The sequence below is a fragment of the Limimaricola hongkongensis DSM 17492 genome (assembly GCF_000600975.2).
GTDB classification, from domain to species: domain Bacteria; phylum Pseudomonadota; class Alphaproteobacteria; order Rhodobacterales; family Rhodobacteraceae; genus Limimaricola; species Limimaricola hongkongensis.
On the sequence record NZ_KK088653.1, the window covers coordinates 615,307 to 637,098 of the forward strand.

The following is a 21,792-nucleotide window of genomic DNA, read 5'->3' on the forward strand; positions in this document are numbered from 1 at the left end:
CGTCGTCCGACCCAAGAGAAGGCCGGGGATGCAGGACACCAGACCCTCGCAGAAGGACGCCTACGGGCTGATCCTCGAATCGATCGACAGCGGCGCCTACCGCCCCGGCGACAGGCTCGTCGAAAGCGAGCTGGCCGATCGGTTCGGCGTGTCGCGCACGCCGGTGCGCGAGGCGCTTCAGCGGCTCGAGACCCAAGGCATGCTGAGCCGCGATGGCCGGTCGCTGATCGTGGCCTCGCTCGATCACACGCAGCTGGCGGAGCTCTACGTGGTGCGCGGCGAGCTGGAGGGGCTGGCAGCACGCCTCGCCGCGCGCCACGCCGCGCCCGAGGAGGTGCGGGTGCTGCGCGACATGCTGGAGGCGGACCAGGCGCTGGTCGACGATCCGGCGGCGCTGGCCCGCGCCAACCGGCGCTTTCACAAGCAGATCCACCTTGCCAGCCACAACCGGTTCCTGGTGCGGCAGCTCGATCTCGTGCACCGGTCCATGGCGCTTCTCGCCTCCACCTCGCTGGCCGCCGAAGGGTCGCGGGCGTGGCGCGCTCGAGGAGCACGCGGCGATCGTGGCGGCGATCGAGGCGGGCGATGGCGATGCCGCCGACCGGGCGCTGCGCGACCATATCAGCCACGCCTTCGTCACCCGGTTGAAGCTGGACGCGGCAAAGGTGGAGGCGGCGCGCTGATCGGTGAGGTCGGGGCGAAGACGCCATGCCGGGTCTTTTCCCAGTGGAACGGGCGGCGCAGCACCTGCCACAGCGCCCGCCAGACCGCCACGGTGGCGAGCGGAAAGTAGACTTGCAGCACCGGCGCCCAGAGCGCCAGCTTCGGTCGGCCCGCCCGTCGCGCCGCCAGCGCCGCGACCGCACAGGTCACGCATTCCGACAGCACGAACACCAGCGCCAGCCCAATCAGCTCGGGCCGGTCGAGCCATGGCGCCATCGGGTGCGGCAGCCCGAAGATCACAAGCCAGAACGACCACAGCACCGGCGCCAGCGTGAACTGCGCCAGCGTGCCGAGAAACAGCGCCTGCACCCCCATGAATCGCCATGCGCCCAGTTCGCGCCAGAGCCGTTCGGGATCGTGCATCGCCACGCCCCAGCTCATCGCGTAGCCCTTGAGCCAGCGCGAGCGCTGCTTGATCCAGGGCCAGGGGCGGGCATTGGCCTCCTCCAGCGTGACGCTGTCGATCAGTTCGGTGCGAAAGCCGCGCCGCGCCAGACGGAGGCCGAGATCGGCGTCCTCGGTCACGTTATGCGCGTCCCATCCGCCGACCGCCTCGATCGCGTGGCGGCGCAGGAACAGCGTCGTCCCGCCCAATGGCACCACGAGGCCGAGCCGGTCGAGACCGGGCAGCACCACCCGGAACCAGCTTGCGTATTCGAGCGTGAAGCAGCGCGCGATCCAGTTGGAGCGGGCGTTGTAATAATCGAGCACGCCTTGCAGGCAGCCGATCTTCGGGCCGCTCGCGGCAAAGCGCGCCGCGACCCGCAGCAGTTGATCCGGGGCGGGCGCGTCCTCGGCGTCGTAGATGCCGATGAGGCTGCCGCGGGCAAAGAACATCGCGTAGTTGAGCGCGCGCGGCTTGGTGCGGATGCGGCCCGTGGGGACGACCACCAGCCGGGCCCAGGCGGGCAACGCGATCCGTGACAGCGCGGCGCGGGTCTCGTGGTCGTCGGCTTCGACGATCAGGCACAGGTCGAGCCTGTCGCGCGGATAGTCGAGACGTCCCAGCCGGTCGAGCAGCGGCGCCAGCATCCGCGCCTCGTGAAACAGCGGCACGAGAAGCGAGATCACCGGCAGCCTTTCGGCCGAAGGCGGGGCGGGGGGGGGGGGCGCGGGGGGGCGGCCCAGCGTGGCGAGCGTGGCGGCGATCTTGAGCGCGCTGTTGACGCACAGCGTCAGGGCGCAGAGCGCGCAGACCAGCGCCAGCGCGGCTGCCGGCGCCACGGCGAATGACAGCGCGCTGCCAAGGCCGAGCGCGATGGCGAGCATGCAAAGCGGCCTGCGCCCGACGCCGCGGCAGCTCTGGTCCAGCGGCACCCGCGCCTCGGCCCGCAGCAGCAAGACCGGCTCGGCCAGGGGCAGCAGCACGTCATGCAGCGCGCCGGGGGCGCAGCGCCTGTAGCGCAGCCGGCTGAAACCGACGCGCTCGAGCGCGGCGCGGGTGCCGGGCGAGGGGGGCTGCGCGAACAGCACCACGGTGCGGCCACCGATCCGACGCCATGGCAGCACCCCGTGACGCAGCGCCCGGATCACGCCGAACCGATACAGCAGGCGGGGGTCGGGCGGCTGCGCGACGGGGTCGATGAACGCGCGCCGGTCGGGCGGCGCGTCGCGGGGCGCGGAGACGATCGCCCGGCGGGACGGGGAAAGGGCGGTCATCGGGCTCGCTTTCATGACGAAAGAATGCCCGATGGTCGATCGCCATGGTTAAGCGGAGGTTAACCCCTCAGCCGCGCCGCGCCTCCATTGCCTCGGCGAAGCGTTCGAACAGGTAGTAGCTGTCCTGCGGGCCGGGGCTGGCCTCGGGGTGGTATTGCACCGAGAAGACCGGCCTGTCGGCCATGCGGATGCCGCAGTTCGACCCGTCGAACAGCGAGACATGGGTTTCGAGCACGCCTTCGGGCAGCGACTGGCTGTCGACGGTGAAGCCATGGTTCATCGAGGTGATCTCGACCTTGCCGGTCTCGCGGTCCTTCACGGGGTGGTTGGCGCCGTGATGGCCATGGTTCATCTTCACCGTCTGGGCGCCGAGCGCGCGGGCGAGCATCTGGTGGCCAAGGCAGATCCCGAAGACCGGGATCTCGGAGCGTTCCAGCACCGCCTTGATCGCCGGCACGGCATAGACGCCGGTGGCCGCCGGGTCGCCCGGCCCGTTCGACAAAAACAGCCCGTCGGGCTCGAGCGCGAGGATGTCGTCGGCCGTGGCCGTGGCGGGCAGCACCGTCACCTCGCAGCCCGACGAGGCGAGGCTGCGCAGGATGTTGCGCTTGGCGCCGTAATCGATGGCCACGACCTTGTGGCGCGGGCTTTCCTGCCGCTTGAACCCGTCGGGCCAGGCCCAGCGCATCTCGTCCCAGCGGTAGGACTGCACGCAGCTCACCTCCTTGGCGAGGTCGAGCCCGACGAGACCTTCGAAGGCGCGCGCCTGCGCGACCAGCGCCTCGATGTCGAACTCGCCGTCGGGGTTGTGCGCGATCGCGACATGCGGCGCGCCCTGCTGGCGGATCGCGCGGGTCAGGCGGCGGGTGTCGATGCCGCCCATGCCGATCCGGCCGCGCTTGGCCAGCCAGTCCGACAGCGTCTCGGTGGCGCGCCAGTTCGACGGTTCGGTCGGGCTCCATTTGACGATCATCGCCGCCGCCACCGGGTCGGCGGCCTCGTCATCCTCGTCGGTGGTGCCGGTGTTGCCGACATGGGGGAAGGTGAAGGTCACGGCCTGCCCGGCATAGGAAGGGTCGGTCATGATCTCCTGGTAGCCGGTCATCGCGGTGTTGAAGCACAGCTCGGCGACGATACGGCCTCGAGCGCCGAAGCCCTGCCCGTAGAAAACGGTCCCGTCCGCGAGCGCGAGGCAGGCGGTCGGCTTGCCGGAATCGGAATGCGGCATGGCGTCGTTGCTCCTGTTTTGAAACCCGCCGCTACGTAGAGGCAGGCCGCGAAAGAATCAAGACGCGGCGGCACCCGGCGGCGCTTGTTGTCAGGGGGCGGCGAAACGGCTAGCTTGCCCGCTTGTGTCTGAAACAATCCGGAACGGACCAGATGACTTTGCGCGACAAGATCAACGCCGCTCTCAAGGGCGCGATGAAGGCCAAGGAAACCGACCGGTTGTCCACGCTGCGTCTCATCAACGCCGCCATCAAGGACCGCGATATCGCGGCGCGCGGCGCCGGCGAGGAGGGGCTCGTGCCCGACGAGATCGTGCTCGCGATCCTGGGCAAGATGGTCAAGCAGCGCCAGGAAAGCGCGCGCGCCTATGACGAGGCGGGGCGGATCGAGCTGGCCGAGAAGGAGCGCGCCGAGATCGCGGTAATTGAGGAGTTCCTGCCGCGCCAGCTGAACGAGGCCGAAACCGAGGCCGCGGTGAGCCAGGCCATCGCCGAAACCGGGGCCGCCTCGATCCGCGACATGGGCCGGGTCATGGCGGCGCTCAAGGCGCGCTATACCGGCCGGATGGATTTCGGCCGGGTCGGGCCATTGGTGCGCGACCGGCTCGGCTGAGCGGGAACGGGGCGCGGGGCTTGCGCGTTTCGCGGTCATCCCGAACGAGGAGGACCGAGATGCCGGCACAGTCCAAGGCGCAGCAAAAGGCGGCGGGCGCCGCGCTCTCCGCCAAGCGGGGCGACACCAAGGTCAAGGACCTGCAGGGCGCGTCCAAGGAAATGTACGACGAGATGAGCGAATCCGAGCTCGAGGACATCGCCGCGACCAAGCGCGAGGAGCTGCCCGACAGGAAGGGCTGAGACCGCGCCTGACATGAAAAGGGCGGCTCCCGCGCGGGGGCCGCCCTTTTTCCTGCGCGACCGGGCCGCGTGTCAGCGGCGCGGTGGCCGGGAGACGGGAATCGGGATGGGCCGGTGCTGTGGGCGCGGCTGAGGGACGAGCGCGCCGGCCAGCTCCCCGAGGATGGCGCGGCCGGCTTCGGCCAGCTTGCGGATCGTCTGCTTCGGTGCGGTGTGCTTGGACATGGCGAATCCTCCGTTGTGATGAAAATGCCGAACTTGCGGGGGGAGTTCCATGGGGAGATGTCACGAGGCCGTAACGTCGTGGCGGATCATTGCCGCCCCGACCGCGCCAGCAAGCGCTGCAGCTCCTCCGCGATGGCTCGGCGCTCCTCTTCCGGCAGGAAGGCGCCAAGCTCCACCTCGCGCCCCGCGCCGCGCAGCGTGAGATAGCCGGGCACGGGGCGTTCACCCTCGTGCAGATGCAGTTCGACCCAGAACGGGTTGGCCTCCCAGACCCGGTCGGGGCGGCCCCGCTCGCGCCGCGTCAGCCGAAGCCGCTCCGGCGAAATTTCCAGCCGCTCCAGCACCTCGCCATCGCGGTAGCTGCGCGCCAGCGCCCACCAGATCGCGGCCACCGCCGCCGCGAGAAACGGCAGCAGCACCCACATCACCGGCGTGCCGAGCATCACCAGAAGCGGCAGCGCGATCAGCGCCGCGGTGCCGCCGACAAAGCCCGCGAAGCCGCGCTTCGGGAGCGAACGATAGGGCCAGAGCTGCAACTCGGCGTGCAGGGGGCCAGCCTCGGCCGGGCGTCTGGTCCATTCATGCGGCATCGCTTGTCTCGAACTTGCGGATCGAAAAAGGGCCCGGCGTTGCCGCCGGGCCCTGTTCATCTGTCGCGCGGGCCGGTCTCAGTGAGAGTGGCCGCGGTCCCAGTCGCTCTGCTTGGGCAGCGTCTCGAAGGTGTGCTCCGGCGGCGGCGAGGGCAGGGTCCACTCCAGCGTGTCCGCATACTCGTTCCAGGGGTTCGCGGCGTTGATCCGCTTGCCCTTGGCGAGGGTGTAGAACAGCACCACGATGAAGAACACGAACGAGGCAAAGGCGATGAAGGCGCCGATCGAGGAGACCATGTTCCAGGTGGCGAAGGCCTCCGGGTAGTCGATGTAGCGGCGCGGCATGCCCTGACGGCCCAGGAAGTGCTGCGGGAAGAAGGTGATGTTCGCACCGATGAACATCGCCCAGAAGTGGATCTTGCCCGCCAGCTCAGGCAGCATCTTGCCGGTCATCTTGGGGAAGTAGAAATAGATCCCCGCGAAGATGCCGAACACGGCGCCGAGCGACATCACGTAGTGGAAGTGCGCCACGACGTAGTAGGTGTCGTGATAGGCGCGGTCGATGCCGGCCTGGCTCAGCACGATGCCGGTCACGCCGCCCACGGTGAACAGGAACAGGAAGCCGAAGGCCCAGAGCATCGGCGTCTTGAACTCGACCGAGCCGCCCCACATCGTCGCGATCCAAGAGAAGATCTTCACGCCGGTCGGCACCGCGATGACCATGGTGGCCATCATGAAGTAGGACTGCTGCGTCAGCGACATGCCCACGGTGTACATGTGGTGCGCCCAGACGACGAAGCCGAGCACGCCGATCGCCACCATCGCGTAGACCATCGGCAGGTAGCCGAAGATCGGCTTCTTGGAGAAGGTCGCGATCACGTGGCTGATGATGCCGAAGGCGGGGATGATGATGATGTAGACTTCCGGGTGGCCGAAGAACCACAGGATGTGCTGGTAGAGCACCGGGTCGCCGCCGCCCGCGGGCTGGAAGAACGAGGTGCCGAAGTTGCGGTCGGTCAGCAGCATGGTGATCGCGCCGGCCAGCACCGGCAGGGCCAGAAGGATCAGCCAGGCGGTCACGAAGATCGACCAGGCGAAGAGCGGCACCTTGTGCAGCGTCATGCCCGGCGTGCGCATGTTGAGGAAGGTGGTGATGATGTTGATTGCGCCGAGGATCGAGGACGCGCCCGAGACGTGCACCGCGAAGATCGCGAGATCCATCGACATGCCCGGCTCGGAGGTCGAGAGCGGCGGGTAGAGCACCCAGCCCACGCCCGAGCCCGCCTGGCCGTTGCCGCCCGGCGAGAACAGCGAGGCGACGCCGAGCGCGACGCCGGCGATGAACATCCAGAAGGAGAGGTTGTTCATGCGCGGGAAGGCCATGTCCGGCGCGCCGATCTGCAGCGGCATGAAATAGTTGCCGAAACCGCCGAACAGCGCGGGGATGACGACGAAGAACATCATCAGCACGCCGTGATAGGTGATCGCGACGTTCCACATGTGCCCGTTCGGGGTGCAGGCCTCGGTGGCCGTCGGCACCCAGGAGCGCAGCACGGTGGCGATCGGGTTGCCGCCGACATTCTCGGCGCACATGAACTGCACGCCCGGCTGCATCAGCTCGAGCCGCATGTGGATGGTCAGCATCACCGACAGCAGGCCCACGAAGCCCGCCGCGAAAAGGTAAAGGATCCCGATGTCCTTGTGGTTGGTCGACATGAACCAGCGGGTGAAGAACCCTCTCTGGTCGTCATGCCCGTGGCCGTGGATGGCGGCGTCTGCCATGTGGCTCTCCCGAGTTTGGTTGCCTGACGGGCCCGCACGCAGACTCGCGCAGGCAATTGGCGTCCTTCTAGAAGGAGATGCCGGGCAGGGCAACGGTCACGGTGCCGCAGGAGCGCCCCCTGCGACAGGGCGACACGGTCCCGCCACGGGGTGTGGGGCTCACATCGCGCCGACCCGGCTGAGATCGCCTTCGAACCGCGCCGCAAAGCAGCGTTCCAGCGCGGTGTCGAGATCGGCCATGGTGACCGGCAGGCCGAGGTCGACGAGGCTGGTCACGCCGTGTTCGGCGATGCCGCAGGGCACGATGCCGCCGAAATGCGCCAGCTCCGGCTCCACGTTGATCGCCAGCCCGTGAAAGCTGACCCATTTGTGCAGCCGGATGCCCAGCGCCGCGATCTTGTCCTCGGCCACCGCGCCCGAGGCCGTCAATGGTCGGTCGGGGCGCTGGACCCAGACGCCGACCCGGCCCTCGCGCAGCTCGCCGGTGACGTTGAATTCGGCCAGCGTGTCGATGATCCAGCCTTCGAGCGCCTTGACGAAGGCGCGCACGTCGCGCCCGCGCCTTCCGACATCGAGCATGACATAGACGACGCGCTGGCCGGGGCCGTGATAGGTGTACTGCCCGCCGCGCCGCGTCTCGAACACCGGGAAGCGGTCGGGGTCGGTCAGGTCGGCGGGCTTGGCGGAGGTGCCGGCGGTATAGAGCGGCGGATGCTCGACCAGCCAGATCGCCTCTTCCGCATCGCCCGTGGCGATTGCCCTGGCGCGGGCCTCCATGGCGGCCACCGCGTCCTCATAGGGCGTCAGCCCGTCGCTCACGATCCAGTCCACCATCACTCATGCCCCGCTTCGATCCTGGTTGCAGATGGGGTGGCGCGGGGCGGTGGAAAAGTCAAAATCCGAAGGGCATGACGTTTTTCGTCCGGTTGACGCCGGGTCCGGCAAATTTCGCTCTTGCGCTCCCCCGAGCCCCAAGGCTATGAGGCCGCCATCCTACCTGATCACGTGCGGTCGTGGCGGAATTGGTAGACGCGCAGCGTTGAGGTCGCTGTGGGGTAACACCCGTGGAAGTTCGAGTCTTCTCGACCGCACCATTCAGGCAGGCTCGCCGGCAAGGCGGGCCGCCGGATCTTCAGAAGAGAACGACAGCATCGCTGAACAGGGCCGCGGAAACGCAGGCCCTTTTTCGTGTTTGCGCCGCGCGGCGCCGCGCGGGAGTTGGGGCACGATGTACCGCTTCGATGCGCCTCGGCGCGGTGTCGCTTTTTGGCATCGGAATGTCTTCGCGAGACACGTCGATCATCCTTTTGGAGAAAAATAAAATAATAGTTCACCTTAGAATTGTGGTGAATCCGACTGATTTCGGCTGCGTCATCTGACCGCGTTGCAGTCCGCCGGAGGTCAAGATTGCAGGCGCATCGCCCGTCTTGGATCTTCGAATGACCCTGCGTCATATGCGCCGGTTGGCAATTCGGTTGCAATGCGGGGGGCAGCTTGTTTTAGTCTTGCTCGACAAGCGCGGAAAAAACCGCCGGCACAACAACGGGGAGCAAGGCTTGGCCAACGGCTCGAGTTCGGAGGCGTTCGTGGAATTCGAACGCGTGCAGAAAAGCTATGACGGCGAGAAGCTCGTCGTGAAAGATCTCAACCTGTCTTTGCCGAAAGGCGAGTTCCTGACCATGCTGGGGCCATCCGGCTCGGGCAAGACCACCTGCCTGATGATGCTCGCGGGCTTTGAGACCGCCACCCATGGCGAGATCCGTCTCGACGGCAAGTCGATCAACAACATCCCGCCGCACAAGCGTGGCATCGGCATGGTGTTCCAGAACTACGCGCTGTTTCCGCACATGACGGTGGGGGAGAATCTCTCCTTTCCGCTCGAAGTGCGCAAGCTCGGCAAGTCCGAGCGCGAGAAGAAGATCACCCGCGCGCTCGACATGGTGCAGATGGGCGACTTCAAGAATCGTCGCCCGACCCAGCTTTCGGGCGGCCAGCAGCAGCGGATCGCGCTCGCCCGCGCGCTGGTGTTCGAGCCCGAGCTGGTGCTGATGGACGAGCCTCTGGGCGCGCTCGACAAGCAGCTGCGCGAAACGCTGCAGTTCGAGATCACCGACCTGGCGCACCGGCTCGGCATCACCGTGGTCTACGTCACCCATGACCAGACCGAGGCGCTGACCATGTCGGATCGCGTCGCGGTGTTCGACGATGGCCGGATCCAGCAGCTCGCCCCGCCCGACGAGCTTTACGAAAAGCCGCAGAACAGCTTCGTCGCCCAGTTCATCGGCGAGAACAACACGCTCGAAGGCGTGGTCGAGAAGATAGACGGGCGCTCCTGCCTGGTGCGTCTCGACGATGGGGAACTGATCGACGCGCTGCCGGTCAACGTCCAGGAGGTGGGCCAGCGCACCCGCGTCTCGATCCGCCCCGAGCGGGTCGAATCCAACCTCGAACGCCTGCACCCGGACGCGCACACGCTGCCCGCGACGGTGGAGGAGTTCATCTACATGGGCGACACCTTCCGCACGCGGCTCAAGGTGGCGGGGCGCGACGACTTCATCATGAAGACGCGCAACGCCCCCGACCAGCCGCGTCTGAAACCCGGCGAGCAGATCCGCATCGGCTGGCTCGCCGAGGATTGCCGCGCGCTCGACGCCTGACGTCGCACGCGCCACCGCGCATCCCGGACCACCGGGGGCGCGGCCAATGCGGGGCGCCGTCGCCCGGACAGCGTCCCCTGTGAACCAAAACCGGGTATCAACGGGAGTTCTACATGAACATCACACGTCTTCTGACCGCCAGCACCGCGCTCGTCGCCACGGCGACCATCGCCACGGCGGAAAGCCACGCGGAAATGGCCGATGAGATGACCATCGTCAGCTGGGGCGGCGCCTATCAGGAAAGCCAGCTCAAGGCTTACGTCGAGCCCTATCTCGCCAACAATCCCGGCGTCACCGTCACCTGGGACGAAAGCTCGGCCGAGGCCGTGGCCAAGCTGCGCGCCCAGAACGAGGCCGGCAACGTCACCTGGGACCTCGTCGACGCCACCGCGGCCGACGCGATGCGCCTGTGCGACGAAGGTCTCGCGATGGAGATCGACGCCGACGAGGATCTCGCCCCGGCGCCCGACGGCACCCCCGCCTCCGAGGATTTCGGCGAGGAGATGCTGGTCTCCGACTGCTTCATCCCGCAGATCGCCTATTCCTACACCTTCGGCTATCGCAACGACGTCGCCGAGTGGAACGGCGAGCAGCCCGACGAGATCTGCGACGTCTTCGACCTGGAGACCTTCCCGGGCCAGCGCAGCCTTGAGAAGCGGCCGCACAACAACCTCGAATGGGCGCTGATCTGCGACGGCGTGCCCTATGAGGAGGTCTATGACGTGCTCGAGACCGAGGAAGGGCAGGACCGCGCCTTCGCCAAGCTCGACACCATCAAGGACGAGACCATCTGGTGGTCCTCGGGCGCCGACACGCCGCAGCTGCTCGCCGATGGCGAGGTGGTGTTCGGTTCGACCTATAACGGCCGCCTGTTCAGCCTGATCGTCGAGCAGGACCAGCCCGTCAACATGATGTGGGACACCCAGTCCTACGATCTCGACGGCTGGATCATCCCCGAGGGTCTCGACGAGGCGTCGCTCGCCCGCGTCAAGGATTTCCTCTACTTCGCGACCGACACCCAGCGTCTCGCGGATCAGGCGAAATACATCTCCTACGGCCCGGCCCGCAAATCCTCCGCGCCGCTGGTGGGTCAGCACGAGGAGCTCGGCATCGACATGGCGCCGCACATGCCGACCAACCCCGAGAACGCCACCAACGCCTTCGTGCAGAACTACGAATGGTGGGCCGACTACCGTGACGACCTGGACAGCAAGTTCCAGGCCTGGCTGGCCCAGTAACGTCGCGCGCATGAGCGCATGAGGGGGCGGGGCCGCCATGGCCCCGTCCCACCCCCAAACCCGGAGGCATGATGACCGACAGCGCGACGACACCCCCGAGACAGCCGATGGCGGCGCTTCCGGGCGGCGAGGTGACCGAAGACGGCCCGATGCTGGCCGCCGACGGCAAACCCCTCAAGCACAGCCTGAACCGCGCGCTCAGGCGCGAGAAGCTGCGCGCCTTTCTTCTGGTCTCGCCGCTGCTGATCTTCATCCTCGTGGCCTTCGTGGCGCCGATCGCGGACATGCTGTTCCGCTCGGTCGAAAACCAGATCGTCTCGGAGACGCTGCCGCGCACGGTCGTGGCGCTGCGCGAGGACCAGAACCTGCCCGAGGCCGCCCCCGGCGAGCCGGTCTACGAGGCGCTCTACACCGATCTCTTCATCGCCGCCGAATACAAGTCGCACACCCGTCTCGGCAGCCGTCTCAACTATGAGATGACCGGCCTCAGCTCGCTGTTCCGCGGCACCGGGCGCGATGTCGGGCGGTTCGACACCGATATCTATACCGACCAGTTCATCGAGGCCGCGCCCGCGCTCGAAGACCCGGTCGCCTGGTCCAACTGGATGGCGCAGGACGAGATCCGCGCCGCGCTGCCCTTCACCGCCGATGCCTGGGACGCCTGGACCACGCTCACGGTCGAGGCCAACGAGGACGACCCGCTCGAGGAGGATGTCGAGGATTTCGTCTATACCGCGCTCTACCGCGATCTCGCCAACGGCGCCGCGCCCGCGAACTTCCCCGATGTCGACGTCTCGACCTTCGAGACCGTTTCGATCAAGGCGCTGTTCGAGGACAGCGACGAGGACTGGGTCGATCCCGAGGTCTGGCAGGTCATCAAGACCTACAGCCCGGCCTATACCGACGGCTATTTCCTGAACTCGGTCGACATGATGAACGGCCCCGGCGGCGACGCCGAATGGCGCCCGGCGGACGAGCAGATCTATCTCAAGCTGTTCTGGCGCACCATGTGGATGTCGCTGGCGATCACCTTCTCCTGCATCCTGCTGGGCTACCCGATCGCCTATCTGCTTTCGACGCTGCCGCTGCGCTCGGCCAACGTGCTGATGATCCTCGTGCTGCTGCCGTTCTGGACATCGCTGCTGGTGCGGACCTCCGCGTGGAAGGTGCTGCTGCAACAGCAGGGCGTGATCAACGACACGCTGGTCTGGATCGGGCTGGTGTCGGACACCAACCGCCTGGCGCTGATCAACAACGCCACCGGCACGGTGATTGCGATGACGCATATCCTGCTGCCATTCATGATCCTGCCGCTCTACTCGGTGATGAAAACGATCCCGCCGAGCTACATGCGCGCGGCGAAATCGATGGGCGCAAATGACTGGACCGCGTTCTGGCGGGTGTGGTTCCCGCTGTCGGTGCCGGGCATCGGCGCGGGCTCGATCCTCGCCTTCATCCTGTCGATCGGCTACTACATCACCCCCGAGATCGTCGGCGGCACCGAGGGCGTGTTCATCTCGAACCGGATCGCCTACCACATCTCGTCCTCGCTGAACTGGGGCCTCGCGGCCGCGCTCGGCTCGATCCTGCTGGCGCTCGTGCTCACGCTCTACTGGGTCTACGACCGCATCGTCGGCATCGACAACGTCAAGCTGGGAGGCTGAGAGAATGGCTGCACTTCCCCCCTATGCCTCCACCGGTCAGAAGGTCTGGCATTATGCCTACCGGGTGATCTGCGCGGCGATCTTCTTTTTCCTGATCGCGCCGATCCTGATCATCATCCCGCTGTCGTTCAACGCCGAGAACTTCTTCACCTTCACGCCCGAGATGCTGGCGCTCGACCCCGCGGGCTACTCGACCAAGCATTACGAGGACTTCTTCACCAACCCCGACTGGCAGGTGCCCTTGTGGAATTCGCTGAAGATCGCGCCTGTCGCGACCTTCCTGTCGGTGGCGCTCGGCACGCTGGCCGCGATCGGCCTGAGCCAGCCGCATGTGCCGTTCCGCCGGGCGATCATGGCGATCCTGATCTCGCCGATGATCGTGCCGCTGATCATCTCGGCCGCCGGCATGTATTTCTTCTACAGCCGGATCGGCCTGCAGGGCACCTATTGGGGCGTGGTCCTCGCCCACGCGGCGCTGGGCATTCCCTTCGTGATCATCACCGTGACCGCGACGCTGGTGGGCTTCGATCGCTCGCTCACCCGCGCGGCGGCCAATCTCGGCGCGGGGCCGGTGCGCACCTTCTTCAGGGTGCAGATGCCGCTGATCCTGCCGGGCGTGGTCTCGGGCGGGCTGTTCGCCTTCATCACGTCGTTCGACGAGGTGGTGGTGGTGCTGTTCGTGGGCTCGGCCGGGCAGAAGACGCTGCCCTGGCAGATGTTCACCGGCCTGCGCGAGCAGATCTCGCCCACCATCCTCGCCGCCGCGACGGTGCTGATCTCGATCTCGGTGGTGCTGCTGGTCACGCTCGAGGTGCTGCGCCGCCGTTCCGAGCGGCTGCGCGGCATGAGCCCGGGCTGATAAGCGCAGCGAAGACGATCTTCGAGACGCCCCGCCATCAAGCGGGGCGTTTCACGTTTGACAGAGATGCTTGCAAGGATCTCGGCAAAACCCTTGCAAGGGTTCTAGTTCAGGGCAACAGCGCCAGCCAGACCGTCGCGGTGACCACCGAGGCCGCGGTGCCGATCAGGACCGCCGAGGCCGCGACCCGCTTGGCCCGGCCATAGATCGAGGCGAAGAGATAGGCGTTCACCCCCGGCGCCATCGCCGCCGTGATGATCGCGGAACGGAAGGCCGGCACCTTCAGGTCGAACAGCGTGCCAAGGCCCCAGACCACCGCCGGATGCAGCACCAGCGACACCGCGACGATGTAGAGGATCACCCGCATGTCGCCCTCCGGGCGGTAGCGGTGCAGGATGCCGCCCAGGCCGAACAGCGCCGCCGGCAGCGCCGCGCGCGCCATCAGCTCCAGCGCCTCGACCAGCACGCCCGGCATCGGCATGCCCGACAGGTTCACCAGCGCACCGAGCCCGATCCCGAGGATCAGCGCGTTGCGCCCCATGCTCTTGAGCACCTTGCCGGGCAATTCCAGCAAGGAGCCGCCGCTGGCGCGGGCCAGCTCCATGGCGGTGATGCCGATGGCGTAGCAGACTGGCGAGTGCAGCGCGATGATCGCGAAGTTGGCCTGCAGCGCCTCGGCGCCATAGGCGCGCTCGGTGATCGGCAGGCCCAGAAGCAGCGAGTTCGAGAACAGCCCCACGAAACCGATCGCGACCGCATCCTCCCAGGAACGGCCGAACAATAGACGCGCGCCGAAGAGACCGGCGAAAAAGCCGGTGATGGCGCCCGCGTAAAAGCTGCCCAGAAGCGCGAGGTTGAACTCCTGCGCCAGATCGAGCCGGGCGATGGCGAGAAACAGCAGGCAGGGGATCGCGAAGCCCTGTGAGAACTTCATCAGCCCGTCGATCGCCGCCTCGTTGATCCAGCCGCGCCACGAAGCGAGATAGCCAAAGCCTAGAACGAGAAAGACCGGCAAGGTGACGGTGAGCAGCAGGATCATCTTTCGGCCCTTGTGCGGGGCCAATGCGCGGGCCGCTCCGCGGGTTTGCGTAATTGGAGAATGGTGAAGGGGAGAGACCCTTCCCCTAGATGTCGAAGCAGAGCGTCATGCCGTCATATGCCGGATCGACATGGGCAGGCGTTTCGGCGGCGATGCTGCGGTAGTCGAGGTCGAAATGCATGTTGGTCAGCACCGCCCGCTTCGGGTCGGCGCGCGCGATCCAGTCAAGCGTCAGCGCCAGATGCGCGTGGCTCGGATGCGGCTTGCGGCGCAGCGCGTCGACGATCAGGCAATCGAGCCCGCCAAGATGCGGCCAGGCGGCGGCGGGGATCTCGTTCACGTCGGGAAGATAGGCCAGCGGTCCGCAGCGCAGGCCGAGCGCGGTGATGTTGCCATGCACGAGATCGAATGGCGTAAGGCGGATCTCGCCGCCCGCGCCGTCGACGACCACCTCGTCCCCGATCGGGTGCAGATCGCAGATCGGCGGATAATCCGATCCCGCCGGGGTCACGAAGGCATAGCCGAACCGCGCCATCAGCGCTTCGGTCGTGGGCGCATCGGCCCAGCATTGCAGCCGCGCGCGCATGTTGAAGGCGATCATCCGCAGATCGTCGATGCCATGCACGTGATCGGCATGCGCATGGGTCCAGATCACGCCGTCGAGCGCGCCGACTTCCGCCGCGAGCATCTGCGCGCGCAGGTCGGGCGAGGTGTCGATCAGCACCCGTGTGATGCCGCCCGGGCCGTGCCGGGTCAGCAGCAGCGAACAGCGGGTGCGCGCGTTGCGCGGCTCATCTGGGTCGCAATCGCCCCAGCGATTGCCGAGCCGCGGCACGCCCCCGGAGGAGCCGCAGCCGAGAATGCGCGCCTCCAGCCGGTCGCTCATGCGGCGCTCCAACGCGCGGCCTTGGCAAAGAGCCGGTCGAAATTGGCGGTGGTCCGCGCCGCGAAATCGGGCAGGGAGAGATCGAACAACTCGGCGCCCACCTTCGCGGTATGCGCGGTGTAGGCCGGTTCGTTGCGGCGCCCGCGATGCGGCGGCGGCGCGAGATAGGGGCTGTCGGTCTCGACGAGAACCCGGTCGAGCGGGGCGGCGGCAAAGATCTCGCGCAGCTCCTTCGAACGCGGAAAGGCGGCGATGCCCGACATCGACAGGTAAAACCCGAGATCGAGCGCCGCGCGACCCAGGGCGGCCGAGGAGGAAAAGCAGTGCATCATGCAGTCGTAGGCGCCCGCCGCGTGCTCCTGCGACAGGATGCGCGCCATGTCGTCATCCGCGTCGCGCGCATGGATGATCAGCGGCAGCCCGGTGCGCCGTGCCGCCTCGATATGGATGCGCAGGCTTTCTTGCTGAATGCCCTTGCTTTCGGCGGTGTAGTGGTAGTCGAGCCCGGTTTCGCCGATGCCGACCATCTTGGGGTGCTCGGCCAGCGCCACCAGATCCTCGACCGAGACGAGCGGCTCGTCGGCGGCGCTCATCGGGTGGGTGCCCGCGGCCCAGAACACCGGGTCATGCGCCTCCGAAATGGCGCGCACGGAGTCCGCGTTCCTCAGCTTCGTGCAGATCGTGACCATCCGGGTCACGCCGGCATCGAGGGCGCGCGCGATCACCGCCTCCCGTTCCTCGGCGAAATCGGGAAAGTCGAGATGGCAATGCGCGTCAACGAGTTGGAAATCTTGGGGTATCATCTGGCCTCAGGCTGCGGCGGATCCGGTCGCGGTGGCTTCGATCCTCAGCAGCATATCTAGAAGCAGCGCCGAAGGGTCAAGGTTGACCGCCCGCCCGTGCCGGGCGCGGGCCGACAGCTCCTGGCTCAGCTCGGCGATGCGCCGCGCGGCGCGGGCGTCCGGGGCGAGCGTCATCAAAAGCCGCGCCTCGCCGGGCGCGCCCTGCAGTTCCGGCTCGCCCATCAGCCCGGCCCCGCGCGGCGCGGGTGAGCAGGAGATCGATCAGGTCGAGCATCAGCGGAAACCGCACCTCCGCGCCCTTGCCGGCACAGGCATCGGCCATGGCGATGGCGCGGGGCCGGTCGATATGCGGCAGCCCCGAAAACAGCGTCACGAGATCGGCGTAAAGCGCGCGCCCATCGGCCTGCGCGACCCGCGCCGCCCCGCCGACCGACCCCGCCGCCAGCACCGAAAGCGCCTCTGGCGCCTCGCCGGTCACGCCCGCCTGCGCCAGCGCCTCGGTCAGCGGCTCCGGGTCGAGCGGGCGCAGCCGCAAGACCCGGCAGCGCGAGCGGATGGTGGGCAGGAGCCCCGAGGGTTGGTGCGCGATCAGCAAAAGCGTGGTGTTGGCGGGCGGCTCCTCCAGCTCCTTCAGGAGTGCGTTGGCCGCCGAGACGTTCATTTCGTCGGCGGCGTCGACGATCACCGCGCGGTGGCCGCCATCGGCGGAGCTGAGATGGAAGAAGCTCTTGAGCTTGCGCATCTCCTCGACCCGGATCTGCGCCGACAGCTTGTCGCCCTTGTCGTTGGGGCCGCGCTTGAGCACGAAAAGCCGCGGATGCGACCCCGCGCGGATGCGGCGCAGGTCGGGATCGTCTTCGGGCATGTCGAGCCCGTCGGCGGCGTCGCGCCCGGCCAGAAGATGCGCCGCGATGCGGTAGGCGAGCGTCGCCTTGCCCACCCCCATCGGCCCGGCCAGAAGCCAGCCTGAATGCAGCCGCCCGCCCGCCTGGGCTGAAAGGAATTCCGCCTCGGCGGCCGTCTGCCCGATCAGCCGCCGGGTTTCGCGCGGATGCGGCAAACCGGGCAGGCCGGTCGGATCGGGGAGCCCGTCGCTCATGAGGGCAGGCCCGCGCGGGGCAGGGCGATGGCGGCGATCTCGGCGGCCACGGCCTCGGGGGCGCGGTCGCCGTCGATCACGCGAAACCGGTCGGGCGCGGCGGCGGCGAGATCGAGAAAGCCCGCGCGCAGCGTCTGTTGAAACCCGAGACCCATATCCTCGAACCGGTCCTCGCCCGAGCCGCGCGCGAGCCCGCGTGCGAGCGCCGTGGCAGGGTCCATGTCGATCAGGAAGGTGAGGTCGGGCTCGGCGCCGATCATCAGCGCGTGCAGCCGGTCGACCGTGTCGCGCAGATCGCCGCGCGTGGCGCCCTGGTAGACGCGGGTGCTGTCGGCGAAGCGGTCGGTGATGACGGTCCGGCCTTCGGCCAGCGCCGGGCGGATGGTGCGTTCCAGGTGGTCGCGCCGCGCGGCGGTGAAGAGAAGAAGCTCGGTCTCGGCCGACCAGCGCCCCGAATCGCCTGTCAGCACGAGGCTGCGGATTTCCTCCGCGCCGGGACTGCCGCCGGGCTCGCGGGTGAGCAGCGCCTCGTGGCCCGCCTGTCGCAGCGCCTCGGCCAGAAGCCGCGCCTGCGTCGATTTGCCGGAGCCGTCGATGCCCTCGAAGCTGATGAAAAGCCCGGTCGCCACGGGCTCAGCTATCGCCTTCGGCGGCGGGCGCGGGGGCGTCGGTCATCGGCAGCAGACCGGGCAGGGCCACGCCCTCGGGACCGAAGCGGTCGAACAGCACCGTGGCCGCCACCTTGAGCCGCGGCATGAAGCCGCCGCGCGCCACCGCCGTCTCCGCCACCAGCGGCACCCGCGTCTCGGGCAGGCCCTCGCGCGCGATGACCAGCTCGGCCAGCTCCTGGCCCGCTTCGATCGGCGCCTCGATCGGGCCCTGATAGACCACCTCGGCGGAGAGATCTTCACTCGACATCACCGGCAGCAGCACCGAGACATCCTCGGCCAGCGCCAGCCCGACGCGGCCTTGCTCGCCCATCCAGACCTCGGCCTCGGAGATCCGCGTGCCCGCTTCGCCGATGTCGCGCTGCGCGAACTGGCGGAACGACCAGTTGACGATGCGCTCGGCCTCGACCCGGCGCGCCTCGGTGCTGTCGAGCCCGGTGATGACGAAGATCACCCGGCGGTCGCCCTGCTTGGCCGACCCGACCAGACCGTAGCCCGCCTCGGAAGTATGACCGGTCTTGAGCCCGTCGGCGCCGATGCCGAGCCCGAGGATCGGGTTGCGGTTCTGGCTGTTCGACGGCACCCGGCCGTCGAAGGCGAATTCCTGCTCGGCGAAGATCGGATAGAAGGTCGGGAAATCCTGGATCAGGGCGCTGGCAAGAATGCCCAGATCGCGCATCGACATGCGCTGGCGCGGATCGGGCCAGCCATTGGAGTTGGCGAAGGTCGAATTCTCCATTCCCATCTCGCGCGCCCGTTCGGTCATCAGCCGCGCGAAGCCCGCTTCGGTCCCGTCGGGCGAGAGCGCCTCGGCGAGAACGGCGGAGGCGTCGTTGCCCGACAGCACGATCACGCCGCGCAGCAGGTCCTCAACCCGCACCCGGTCGGTGGTATCGAGAAACATCGAGGAGCCGCCATAGGAGGCGGCGTGCTCGGAGACGGGCAGGCGCTGGTCGATCGACAGGCGCCCCGAGGCCACCGCCTCGAACGCCATGTAGAGCGTCATCAGCTTGGACATCGAGGCCGGCGGCAGCGGCTCGTTCGCGTTCTTGGCCAGTAGCTCGGTCCCGGTGGTGTGGTCGAGCACATAGGCGGCGCGGGCCGGTGTGTCGAAGCTCTGGGCGCGGGCCAGCGGCGCAAGAGCCAAGAGCGTCGCGGCGGCGATAAAGACGGCACGGATCATCTGGGGTCGCTCCGGTCGGTTGGCGGGCCGCGTCCTTTGCGGCCGCGCGGAAGGGTCTGGCCCGGGCCGCGCGCGGCCCGGGGGCGGGTTCAGTTTCGCACGAAATAGGCGTCTGTGAAGCCCAGCGCCTTGACGCGGAACAGCGTCGCGTCGCGCGCGGCCGCATCGCTGGCGGGGCCGACGACGACGCGCCAGTAATCCGCGCCCTGGATCTCGGAGGTGACGACCCGCGCCTCCAGCCCCTCGACCTCCATCGCGGTGGCGGTGTTGCGGGCATTGGCCTCGACCGAGAAGATGCCGATCTGGATGAAGGGCCGGTCGAGATCGCTCGTGGTCGCGGCCGGGGCGGGACGGGCGGGGGCCTGCGGCGCGGCTGCGGGAGCCGGATCACCGGCGTCGGGCAGCGGCACGGCGGCGATCGGGGTGGGATCGTCGAAATCGGTGGTCGCGCCCGGCGCCGACGGGGCCGCCGCGTCATCCCGGCGCAGCGCGGTGACATTGAGCTTGGCCGGCGCGCCGGCGAGCATCCCGAGCGCCTCGGCGGCCTCCGAGCTGACCTGCAGTGCCGGTCCCGGCGCTTCGCGCTCGCGCCGGAACAGCGCGCCGATCACGAAGCGGCCATTGGCCTCGTTGCGGATCACCACCTGGCCGATCTGTTCGACATCGACCTCGGGGTAGGCGACCCAGACGCCGCCGAGCGAGGGCCGCCCGTCCCACAGCCCGTCCTCGGTGACCTGGAAGATCCCGGGCGCCTCGACGTCGCGTGACACGATTTCGGTGCGGTTGGTGTCAACGGGGGATGGCGCGGTCCCGGTTTCGCCGCAGGCGCCGAGCAGCAGCGCGCCGAGCAGCATGGCGCCCGGCCGCACGGATTTGGTGGCTGGCATATGACATCCCTCGATTGCCCCGCACGGACCGTTGGCCGGCCCGCTCTTGTCTGGGCGGCACCGCCGGGAGCCCCGCGCCGCGCCGCGGGGCGAACATATCGGGGGGCGCGCGTCATGAAAAGCCGGTAGCACGGCGCGGCGCGGAAAATCGCGTGATCCGCGCCCCCTTCCCGAATCGCGCGCCAGTGCTTAGGCGAGACGCGCCGGAGGAGTGGCAGAGTGGTCGATTGCAGCGGTCTTGAAAACCGCCGTGCGTGAGAGCGTACCGTGGGTTCGAATCCCACCTCCTCCGCCAGGTTGAAAACTGTCAATCGAGCCATCGTTTCCGCTCCTTGTCTGCGGCGCTTGCGCTGGCGTTCGCATGGTCCCTGCGTCAATCCCGTACGGTTGCCGCGCCTGACATTACGTCGGTTCAATCGCTCGGCGTCGCTCCATGGGCGCGGCGCGGGTCCGTTGGCGTGGTCGTCCGAATGCCCCCTCCGCCTGAGACGCCATGCGCGGTGGACAACGGTCGCCCCGCCGGGTCAGTCTGCGGGGCGCGAAAACGGATGAGGGCGGGACATGGCCAAGGCGGGCAGGAGCGGCGATGCGCTCGGGCTGTTGCGGGTCGAGGTGCTCGCGGCGCGGATCGAGGCCTTTGGCCGCGCCGACCCCGATGCGGGCAACCTGTGGCGGTCGGAAATGGCGGTGGCCGAGGCGGTGGCCTCGGTCGCGCTCGAAGGACGCAGGGTCTCGGAGGCCGACCTGTTGCCACGGGTGGCCGGCGGGGCCGGGCGGGGGGACCCGGTCGCGGGCGAGCTGGCGCTCGGGCTGGTCCGCGCGCTCAAGACGCCGGGCGACCCGGTTGCCGACCCCGCCGCGGCGGTCGCCCGGCTCGAACGGCTCGTGGGCGGGCGCGCCGGGGCCGGGCAGGCGGAGCCGCACCCCGCCTCCCGGGCCGCGGCCGAGGCATTCGCGGTGTTGCGGCCCGACGATCCGCCGATCCTCGCGGCGCTGCGGGTCAGCGCGGTCTATGGCGTGGCCTCCGAGCGGGCGCATCCGGTGGTGGAGCGGGCGCTGTTCATGGCGGTCGAGGGGGCGCTGCGCCGCCGCGCGCCCGGACCCGGCGGCGCGGTGGCCTTCGAGGAGGACCCGATGCGCGGCCTGTCGGGACGGGTCGATGCCGATTGGGTCGCGACCCCGGCGCTGGCGCTGTCGGCGGGGCGCTACAGGCCATGGTCGCCGGGCAGCGCCGCGGGGCGCGCCGACCTGCTCGACGGGCTCGGCACGGTGCTGGGCATGGAGATCGGCCGGATCGGCCGGGCCCGCGACTGGCTGCGGCGGGCCCGCGCCTGCGGCGAGGGACGGCATGGCCGCTCGCGGCTGGGCGACGCGGCGCAGGCTTTCGTCTCGGCCCCCTGTCTCACCTCGGGATTGCTGGCCGAACGCATCGGCGTGACCCCGCGCGGTGCGACAAACCTGATCGACGAGCTGGTCGATCTCGGTCTTCTGCGCGAGATCACGCGGCGGCGCACGGCGCGGATCTGGTCGGTGCCGGGGCTGGCCGAGCGGCTGGCGGCGCGGCCCCGGCGGCCGGGCCGTACCGCACCCGCCGCGCCGCAGGACCGCGCGGCGCTGGGCCGGGCCTTTGCCGATCTGGACGCGGCGCTGGGCCGGGCCGATGCGCTGCTGGGGCGGCCGCGCCGGAGCTGAGACCCGCCGCTTCCCGTCAAGTGAGGCGGCACAAGGCTTTTCTTCCCCGCCCTTGCA

The 21,792-nt window shown here is 68.6% G+C and carries 18 protein-coding genes, 2 tRNA genes and 3 pseudogenes; 10 read left to right on the top strand and 13 right to left on the bottom strand.

The genetic code is table 11. The annotated features are described in order from the left end of the window. The first annotated feature begins 28 nt into the window (after window positions 1-28). Window positions 29-683, top strand: a pseudogene (locus tag LOKHON_RS15765) (GntR family transcriptional regulator). Here LOKHON_RS15765 and LOKHON_RS13370 read toward each other — a convergent pair. Together LOKHON_RS13370 and carA are read right to left on the bottom strand one after the other, a co-directional pair. Further along, the gene (locus tag LOKHON_RS13370; protein ID WP_017927181.1) at window positions 637-2,382 is read right to left on the bottom strand and encodes a glycosyltransferase; all 1,746 of its coding nucleotides are present in this window, start codon (window positions 2,380-2,382) and stop codon (window positions 637-639) included. The pseudogene LOKHON_RS15765 and the gene LOKHON_RS13370 sit on opposite strands and share 47 nt — an antisense overlap. A 67-nt stretch (window positions 2,383-2,449) precedes the next feature. Then, a complete protein-coding gene (gene carA / locus LOKHON_RS13375; protein WP_017927182.1) occupies window positions 2,450-3,610 on the bottom strand; it encodes a glutamine-hydrolyzing carbamoyl-phosphate synthase small subunit in 1,161 nt (386 codons plus the stop codon). Window positions 3,611-3,762: 152 nt separating this feature from the next. On the opposite strand from carA, the gene LOKHON_RS13380 reads away from it, so the two are divergent. Next, the gene (locus tag LOKHON_RS13380; protein ID WP_017927183.1) at window positions 3,763-4,221 is read left to right on the top strand and encodes a GatB/YqeY domain-containing protein; all 459 of its coding nucleotides are present in this window, start codon (window positions 3,763-3,765) and stop codon (window positions 4,219-4,221) included. Window positions 4,222-4,280: 59 nt separating this feature from the next. Then, window positions 4,281-4,463 carry a DUF3008 family protein gene (locus LOKHON_RS13385; protein WP_017927184.1) on the top strand — a complete coding sequence of 61 codons (183 nt, stop codon included), beginning with the start codon at window positions 4,281-4,283 and terminating at the stop codon, window positions 4,461-4,463. A 72-nt stretch (window positions 4,464-4,535) separates the two neighbouring features. On the opposite strand, the gene LOKHON_RS16245 is transcribed toward LOKHON_RS13385, so the two are convergent. The 4 genes from LOKHON_RS16245 to lipB form a co-directional block, all read right to left on the bottom strand. Next, the gene (locus tag LOKHON_RS16245; protein ID WP_017927185.1) at window positions 4,536-4,688 is read right to left on the bottom strand and encodes a hypothetical protein; all 153 of its coding nucleotides are present in this window, start codon (window positions 4,686-4,688) and stop codon (window positions 4,536-4,538) included. 86 nt (window positions 4,689-4,774) lie between these two features. Further along, entirely contained in the window at window positions 4,775-5,278 is a 504-nt protein-coding gene (locus LOKHON_RS13390; RefSeq protein WP_017927186.1) for a DUF2244 domain-containing protein, read from the bottom strand. 78 nt (window positions 5,279-5,356) lie between these two features. Next, window positions 5,357-7,060 carry a cytochrome c oxidase subunit I gene (gene ctaD / locus LOKHON_RS13395; protein ID WP_017927187.1) on the bottom strand — a complete coding sequence of 568 codons (1,704 nt, stop codon included), beginning with the start codon at window positions 7,058-7,060 and terminating at the stop codon, window positions 5,357-5,359. A 159-nt stretch (window positions 7,061-7,219) separates the two neighbouring features. After that, window positions 7,220-7,894, bottom strand: coding sequence for a lipoyl(octanoyl) transferase LipB (gene lipB / locus LOKHON_RS13400; protein WP_017927188.1), 675 nt, complete (start codon window positions 7,892-7,894; stop codon window positions 7,220-7,222). Window positions 7,895-8,067: 173 nt separating this feature from the next. On the opposite strand from lipB, the gene LOKHON_RS13405 reads away from it, so the two are divergent. The 5 genes and pseudogenes from LOKHON_RS13405 to LOKHON_RS13425 form a co-directional block, all read left to right on the top strand. Further along, window positions 8,068-8,154 (top strand) — tRNA-Leu (locus LOKHON_RS13405). Window positions 8,155-8,565: 411 nt separating this feature from the next. After that, window positions 8,566-9,717 (top strand): ABC transporter ATP-binding protein, encoded by a 1,152-nt coding sequence (locus LOKHON_RS13410; protein WP_017927189.1) that lies wholly within the window; start codon window positions 8,566-8,568, stop codon window positions 9,715-9,717. A 113-nt stretch (window positions 9,718-9,830) separates the two neighbouring features. After that, window positions 9,831-10,955 (top strand): extracellular solute-binding protein, encoded by a 1,125-nt coding sequence (locus tag LOKHON_RS13415; protein WP_017927190.1) that lies wholly within the window; start codon window positions 9,831-9,833, stop codon window positions 10,953-10,955. Between the two features lie 107 nt (window positions 10,956-11,062). Then, entirely contained in the window at window positions 11,063-12,619 is a 1,557-nt protein-coding gene (locus LOKHON_RS13420) for an ABC transporter permease (protein WP_017927191.1), read from the top strand. Between the two features lie 13 nt (window positions 12,620-12,632). Further along, window positions 12,633-13,478, top strand: a pseudogene (locus LOKHON_RS13425) (ABC transporter permease); the annotation flags it as partial. Between the two features lie 109 nt (window positions 13,479-13,587). Here LOKHON_RS13425 and LOKHON_RS13430 read toward each other — a convergent pair. From LOKHON_RS13430 to LOKHON_RS13460, 7 genes and pseudogenes are all read right to left on the bottom strand, one after another. Further along, a complete protein-coding gene (locus tag LOKHON_RS13430; RefSeq protein ID WP_017927193.1) occupies window positions 13,588-14,517 on the bottom strand; it encodes an AEC family transporter in 930 nt (309 codons plus the stop codon). A gap of 85 nt (window positions 14,518-14,602) precedes the next feature. Then, window positions 14,603-15,403 (bottom strand): MBL fold metallo-hydrolase, encoded by an 801-nt coding sequence (locus LOKHON_RS13435; protein ID WP_026147315.1) that lies wholly within the window; start codon window positions 15,401-15,403, stop codon window positions 14,603-14,605. Further along, a complete protein-coding gene (locus tag LOKHON_RS13440) occupies window positions 15,400-16,206 on the bottom strand; it encodes a TatD family hydrolase (protein WP_017927195.1) in 807 nt (268 codons plus the stop codon). Before LOKHON_RS13440 ends, LOKHON_RS13435 begins: the two co-directional genes overlap by 4 nt. A gap of 6 nt (window positions 16,207-16,212) precedes the next feature. Then, a pseudogene (locus LOKHON_RS13445) lies at window positions 16,213-17,305 on the bottom strand (DNA polymerase III subunit delta'). Continuing rightward, window positions 17,302-17,934, bottom strand: coding sequence for a dTMP kinase (tmk, locus tag LOKHON_RS13450; RefSeq protein ID WP_017927197.1), 633 nt, complete (start codon window positions 17,932-17,934; stop codon window positions 17,302-17,304). Before tmk ends, LOKHON_RS13445 begins: the two are co-directional and overlap by 4 nt. 4 nt (window positions 17,935-17,938) lie before the next feature. Beyond that, a complete protein-coding gene (locus LOKHON_RS13455; protein WP_017927198.1) occupies window positions 17,939-19,156 on the bottom strand; it encodes a D-alanyl-D-alanine carboxypeptidase family protein in 1,218 nt (405 codons plus the stop codon). A gap of 89 nt (window positions 19,157-19,245) precedes the next feature. Then, window positions 19,246-20,043, bottom strand: coding sequence for an SPOR domain-containing protein (locus LOKHON_RS13460; RefSeq protein ID WP_017927199.1), 798 nt, complete (start codon window positions 20,041-20,043; stop codon window positions 19,246-19,248). Between the two features lie 205 nt (window positions 20,044-20,248). On the opposite strand from LOKHON_RS13460, the gene LOKHON_RS13465 reads away from it, so the two are divergent. Together LOKHON_RS13465 and LOKHON_RS16250 are read left to right on the top strand one after the other, a co-directional pair. Next, window positions 20,249-20,338 (top strand) — tRNA-Ser (locus tag LOKHON_RS13465). 266 nt (window positions 20,339-20,604) lie between these two features. Then, entirely contained in the window at window positions 20,605-21,735 is a 1,131-nt protein-coding gene (locus LOKHON_RS16250) for a helix-turn-helix domain-containing protein (RefSeq protein WP_017927200.1), read from the top strand. The last annotated feature ends 57 nt before the right edge of the window (window positions 21,736-21,792 follow it).

Coding starts and splice junctions, on each gene's coding strand:
- LOKHON_RS13390 (WP_017927186.1), bottom strand. CDS start 5,278: ATGCCGCATGAATGGACCAGACGCCCGGCCGAGGCTGGCCCCCTGCAC.
- LOKHON_RS16250 (WP_017927200.1), top strand. CDS start 20,605: ATGGCCAAGGCGGGCAGGAGCGGCGATGCGCTCGGGCTGTTGCGGGTC.
- LOKHON_RS13435 (WP_026147315.1), bottom strand. CDS start 15,403: ATGAGCGACCGGCTGGAGGCGCGCATTCTCGGCTGCGGCTCCTCCGGG.
- ctaD (WP_017927187.1), bottom strand. CDS start 7,060: ATGGCAGACGCCGCCATCCACGGCCACGGGCATGACGACCAGAGAGGG.
- LOKHON_RS13455 (WP_017927198.1), bottom strand. CDS start 19,156: ATGATCCGTGCCGTCTTTATCGCCGCCGCGACGCTCTTGGCTCTTGCG.
- LOKHON_RS16245 (WP_017927185.1), bottom strand. CDS start 4,688: ATGTCCAAGCACACCGCACCGAAGCAGACGATCCGCAAGCTGGCCGAA.
- LOKHON_RS13430 (WP_017927193.1), bottom strand. CDS start 14,517: ATGATCCTGCTGCTCACCGTCACCTTGCCGGTCTTTCTCGTTCTAGGC.
- LOKHON_RS13460 (WP_017927199.1), bottom strand. CDS start 20,043: ATGCCAGCCACCAAATCCGTGCGGCCGGGCGCCATGCTGCTCGGCGCG.
- LOKHON_RS13415 (WP_017927190.1), top strand. CDS start 9,831: ATGAACATCACACGTCTTCTGACCGCCAGCACCGCGCTCGTCGCCACG.
- carA (WP_017927182.1), bottom strand. CDS start 3,610: ATGCCGCATTCCGATTCCGGCAAGCCGACCGCCTGCCTCGCGCTCGCG.
- LOKHON_RS13380 (WP_017927183.1), top strand. CDS start 3,763: ATGACTTTGCGCGACAAGATCAACGCCGCTCTCAAGGGCGCGATGAAG.
- LOKHON_RS13440 (WP_017927195.1), bottom strand. CDS start 16,206: ATGATACCCCAAGATTTCCAACTCGTTGACGCGCATTGCCATCTCGAC.
- LOKHON_RS13420 (WP_017927191.1), top strand. CDS start 11,063: ATGGCGGCGCTTCCGGGCGGCGAGGTGACCGAAGACGGCCCGATGCTG.
- LOKHON_RS13385 (WP_017927184.1), top strand. CDS start 4,281: ATGCCGGCACAGTCCAAGGCGCAGCAAAAGGCGGCGGGCGCCGCGCTC.
- LOKHON_RS13370 (WP_017927181.1), bottom strand. CDS start 2,382: ATGACCGCCCTTTCCCCGTCCCGCCGGGCGATCGTCTCCGCGCCCCGC.
- lipB (WP_017927188.1), bottom strand. CDS start 7,894: ATGGTGGACTGGATCGTGAGCGACGGGCTGACGCCCTATGAGGACGCG.